Source organism: Citrobacter sp. Cc139 (assembly GCF_030334645.1).
Classification (GTDB): Bacteria; Pseudomonadota; Gammaproteobacteria; order Enterobacterales; family Enterobacteriaceae; genus Citrobacter; species Citrobacter werkmanii.
Window position 1 is genome coordinate 1 of sequence record NZ_JAOWDM010000056.1, and the last position, 4,234, is coordinate 4,234.

Annotated in this window: 5 protein-coding genes; 2 read left to right on the forward strand and 3 right to left on the reverse strand. The window is 53.1% G+C overall.

The genetic code is table 11. The features are described 5' to 3' along the window. On the forward strand, positions 1-372 hold a 372-nt coding region (locus OGV69_RS01875), incomplete at its 5' end, for a hypothetical protein (protein WP_227409686.1). A gap of 189 nt (positions 373-561) precedes the next feature. Here OGV69_RS01875 and yohP read toward each other — a convergent pair. Further along, the gene (gene yohP / locus OGV69_RS25285) at positions 562-645 is read right to left on the reverse strand and encodes a small membrane protein YohP (RefSeq protein WP_087855921.1); all 84 of its coding nucleotides are present in this window, start codon (positions 643-645) and stop codon (positions 562-564) included. 70 nt (positions 646-715) lie between these two features. Next, positions 716-1,450 (reverse strand): class I SAM-dependent methyltransferase, encoded by a 735-nt coding sequence (locus OGV69_RS01880; RefSeq protein WP_038641960.1) that lies wholly within the window; start codon positions 1,448-1,450, stop codon positions 716-718. 169 nt (positions 1,451-1,619) lie between these two features. On the opposite strand from OGV69_RS01880, the gene mdtQ reads away from it, so the two are divergent. Further along, complete coding sequence (gene mdtQ / locus OGV69_RS01885) at positions 1,620-3,059, forward strand: multidrug resistance outer membrane protein MdtQ (RefSeq protein ID WP_038641958.1); 1,440 nt, start codon at positions 1,620-1,622, stop codon at positions 3,057-3,059. A gap of 24 nt (positions 3,060-3,083) precedes the next feature. On the opposite strand, the gene OGV69_RS01890 is transcribed toward mdtQ, so the two are convergent. Further along, positions 3,084-3,656 (reverse strand): DedA family protein, encoded by a 573-nt coding sequence (locus tag OGV69_RS01890; protein WP_038641956.1) that lies wholly within the window; start codon positions 3,654-3,656, stop codon positions 3,084-3,086. Between the last annotated feature and the right edge of the window lie 578 nt (positions 3,657-4,234).

Consider the following 4,234-nt stretch of genomic DNA (forward strand, 5'->3'; position numbering starts at 1 on the left):
GCCGCCTCCCTTGCAACCCAGGCTCCCGGCGGGAAAATCGTCGCTGCGCGAGTTATTCGTCTTATTCCGTCTGCCTGTCGGGTCGGGGCCGAGCCTGCATCCATGCAGGCCGTCCCCTCTGCCCGCATCCCTGCGGGCAGACCCGGTCAGCCGTCAACGCCTCATCGATTTTCAGCCGGACCGGGGTCATCGCTTCAACTCTCTGATTTCCAGTTAAATCTGTTTCGCTGTTCAAATAAAAGTGCAGGAGGTCAGGTGTGGGCAGGTCCGGCTGAAAATTGCCGACGTGTTTCCGTAAGGCTGGGAGAGCCAGCATGGATGCTGGCTCAGGGCGCGCTTTGCAAGGACGCTACCTCGCGCCCGGCCCGGTAGCCTGGAGGAATAAGCGGAGGGAACCACGAAGTGGCAATTTTCCTGCCGGGAGCCGGGATTGTTAAGGGTACGGCGATAGCACCCTTAACACGTTCACAGGCAGTATCGTTTCAGAGAAGTGAAGTACATAAGGTGAACGTAGCAATACACCGGAGGCAACAAATTCATTACCACCGGAGTAACCTTTTTTCAGAAAATCATCTTAAACACGCCGGTTACCACCAACAGTCCAATCAGAAAAATAATTAGAATAATCCACAGCAGAATTTTCATTAACTTTCCTTTTTTTGGTAAATTCAGATTGAGTATAGGAAAGTATCAACTATTCTGCCTGGTGGCGCTGTTATGCGGGTTTACGTGCGCTTAGCAGAAACACCATTGGCCGCTCTTTTTCTTCATCCAGCGCCGGGTTTTCAGCAATCTGCTGAGCAGAGGGTCCCCATTCATCAACACACACAATGTCGAATCCGGCGGCAATGAGCGCGTTAATCCAGGTCGCCAGCTTGCGGTGCTGTTTTTTAACGCCTTCAGCAAACCAGTTACTGATACGCTCGCCTTCTTGTTGGTAATGATTAACCGGCCAGGACAGTTGCCCGGTTTTGTCTTTTATCCAGCCCTGGTTAAGCGGTGCGGTATAAATGGGGTGCTCGGCAGAGAAAACCAACATGCCTCCCGGTGTTAATGCCTGGTAAATCGTTACGAATAATCGTTCAATATCGTGTAAATAGTGCAGGGCAAGGGAGCTATACGCCAGGTCGAAAGACGCCGGCTGGAGCGTAAGCGTTTCGAGATCTTCACGGCGATAGACGATGCCATTGCCGTGAGTCATATTATGCGCCTGGGTTAACATCTTTTGTGAGATATCCAGCCCCACGACGCTGGCGGCATGATTATCGCGCGCGTAGCGGCAAAACCAGCCATATCCACAGCCCAAATCGAGAATGTTTTTACCCTGCAGAGCGGGGAGCATAGCCTGTATTGCTGGCCATTCCGGTGCGCCATCAAGCCCTTTTACTGAACGATCCAGCGTGGCATATCCGGCAAAGAATTCCGGGTCGTCATAAATATTCTGTGACATAAGGGTTCCATCTATAAATTATTAAAATTATTTAATCTATATTATTTGTGTCGTGTATATTTTTCTGATTATATATTTTTATTGCCAAAGATGTATTGCCACGCGTAACTAAAAAAGTAACAGCGACAAGTCGTACTCTCTACGCATCTTTTCTTACCTGTATATCTCCATGAATCGTAATTCTGTTTTTGCCGCGACGGCATTGTTGCCCCTTTTTATTCTCATGGCTGGCTGTGCGCCTATGCATGATGACCGTCAATCTCTGTCGCAGCAGACCCCTGCTGCGAATGTCGATTCCGCCTTACCTGCGGCGTTAAAAAATGGCTGGCCGGACAGCCAATGGTGGAAGGCATACCACGATCCTCAGCTTAATGCGCTGATTGACAGCACGTTGCGAAACTCTCCTGATATGCAGGTGGCGGAACAGCGCATTCAACTGGCGGAGGCGCAGGCGAAGGCCGTTGAGGCGCAGGATGGTCCGGAGATCGATTTTTCTGCGGACGTTGAGCGTCAGAGAATGTCAGCTGAAGGGCTGATGGGACCGTTTGCCATTACCGATCCTGCCGCCGGAACGACAGGCCCGTGGTACACCAACGGGACCTTTGGTTTAACCGCCGGCTGGAATCTGGATCTGTGGGGGAAAAATCGGGCCGAAGTGACGGCGCGTATTGGGGCCGTTAAAGCGCGTGAAGCTGAGCGTGAACAAACCCGCCAACTGCTGGCGAGCGGTGTTTCGCGTCTGTACTGGGAATGGCAGACGCAGGCGGCACTGAAAAGCGTACTGACGCAGATTAAAAATGAGCAACAGAACGTGATAACCGTCGATCGTCAGCTGTATCAAAACGGCATTACCTCATCAGTGGAAGGCGTGGAGACCGATATCGATTCCAGTAAAACGGATCAGCAGCTGAACGATGTTAACGGCAAAATGAAAGTGATTGAGGCGCGGCTGAGCGCCCTGACTAATTCACAGTCTACCGTTCTGAAACTGCATACCAGTAAGTTACCTACCGTAGAAAGCCAGCTCCCGTCTCAGTTAGGTTATTCGCTGCTGGCCCGTCGACCGGATTTACAGGCCGCGCACTGGTATATTGAATCATCCCTGAGCAGCATTGATGCGGCCAAAGCCGCGTTTTATCCGGACGTGAATTTGATGGCGTTTTTACAACAAGATGCGTTACATCTGAGCGATCTGTTCCGCCATTCCGCGCAGCAGATGGGGGTCACAGCCGGACTCACGCTGCCTATTTTCGACAGCGGCAGATTGAATGCCAATCTTGATATCACCAAAGCGCAAAGCAACCTGACGGTGGCGAATTACAACAAAGCCGTGGTAGATGCGGTGAATGACGTGGCGCGTGCCGCATCGCAGGTGGAAACACTGGCGCAGAAGAATCAGCATCAGCAGCAGATCGAACATGATGCACAGCGTGTGGTGGGACTTGCGCAGGCGCGATTTAACGCCGGGATTATCGCGGGTTCCCGGGTCAGCGAAGCAAAGATCCCGGCGTTACGTGAGCAGTGTAACGGTCTGGTATTGCAAGGCCAGTGGCTGGATGCTTCCATTCAGTTGACCAGCGCGCTGGGCGGCGGTTACCACGCGTCGTAACACACCTGCCCGGTAGATGCCGCTCTACCGGGCCGTCTTCTTGCTGCTGCGTTTTTTCAACCACCAGCGCGCGCCTACCACCAGTACAATCACCAGAACCAGCCATATCCAGTGCTTAATGTGCTGGTCGAGATTGTGCAGCCACGGCGCGATGACTTCTCCCCCCACATAACCCAGAGTGGTAAATATCAGCGCCCACACCAGCGCCCCGAGAATATTGAGCGGTAAAAAGATCTTCGGTGGCAGGTGACTGGCGCCAATCAGCAAAGGGCCAATAACGCGAAAACCGTACATAAAACGCGTGCCGACCACGAACAGATAAGGACGCCGTTGGATCATCTTCTGCGCGTAATCAATTTTTGCCTGATGACGCGAAAAACGCCGCAGAATTTTGCCGCCAAAACGACGTCCGAGTAAATAGAGCAACTGATCGCCAATCATCCCGCCCAGCGCGACGGAGAGCACCACCAGCGGAAATTTAAGTACTCCCTGATGGGCCGCGACGCCGCCTAACAGGGTAATGGTTTCCCCTTCAGCCAGACTGCCAATCACTAATGCGGCATAGCCGTATTGCGCAACATAATGATTTATATCCATACGATTGTATGACCTCCACCGCTTATAGCATACACCCTATGAATACTTGATGCCGGAAAAGCCGCGCCGTAGCGATCTAATGCTTGTCAGTTAAGTATTATGAAGGACATGTGATTCTGGCTCAGGGTTCCGTTCACCTCCGCGGTGTCATTTCTCTGAAACGCCGTTACCCGTGAACGTGCAAGGGAGGCTTACCGCCGCCTCCCTTGCAACCCAGGCTCCCGGCGGGAAAATCGTCGCTGCGCGAGTTATTCGTCTTATTCCGTCTGCCTGTCGGGTCGGGGCCGAGCCTGCATCCATGCAGGCCGTCCCCTCTGCCCGCATCCCTGCGGGCAGACCCGGTCAGCCGTCAACGCCTCATCGATTTTCAGCCGGACCGGGGTCATCGCTTCAACTCTCTGATTTCCAGTTAAATCTGTTTCGCTGTTCAAATAAAAGTGCAGGAGGTCAGGTGTGGGCAGGTCCGGCTGAAAATTGCCGACGTGTTTCCGTAAGGCTGGGAGAGCCAGCATGGATGCTGGCTCAGGGCGCGCTTTGCAAGGACGCTACCTCGCGCCCGGCCCGGTAGCCTGGAGGAA

What these genes read in the sequence shown, in the direction of transcription:
- yohP (WP_087855921.1), bottom strand. Translation starts at nt 645, where the DNA reads ATGAAAATTCTGCTGTGGATTATTCTAATTATTTTTCTGATTGGACTG.
- OGV69_RS01880 (WP_038641960.1), bottom strand. Translation starts at nt 1,450, where the DNA reads ATGTCACAGAATATTTATGACGACCCGGAATTCTTTGCCGGATATGCC.
- mdtQ (WP_038641958.1), top strand. Translation starts at nt 1,620, where the DNA reads ATGAATCGTAATTCTGTTTTTGCCGCGACGGCATTGTTGCCCCTTTTT.
- OGV69_RS01890 (WP_038641956.1), bottom strand. Translation starts at nt 3,656, where the DNA reads ATGGATATAAATCATTATGTTGCGCAATACGGCTATGCCGCATTAGTG.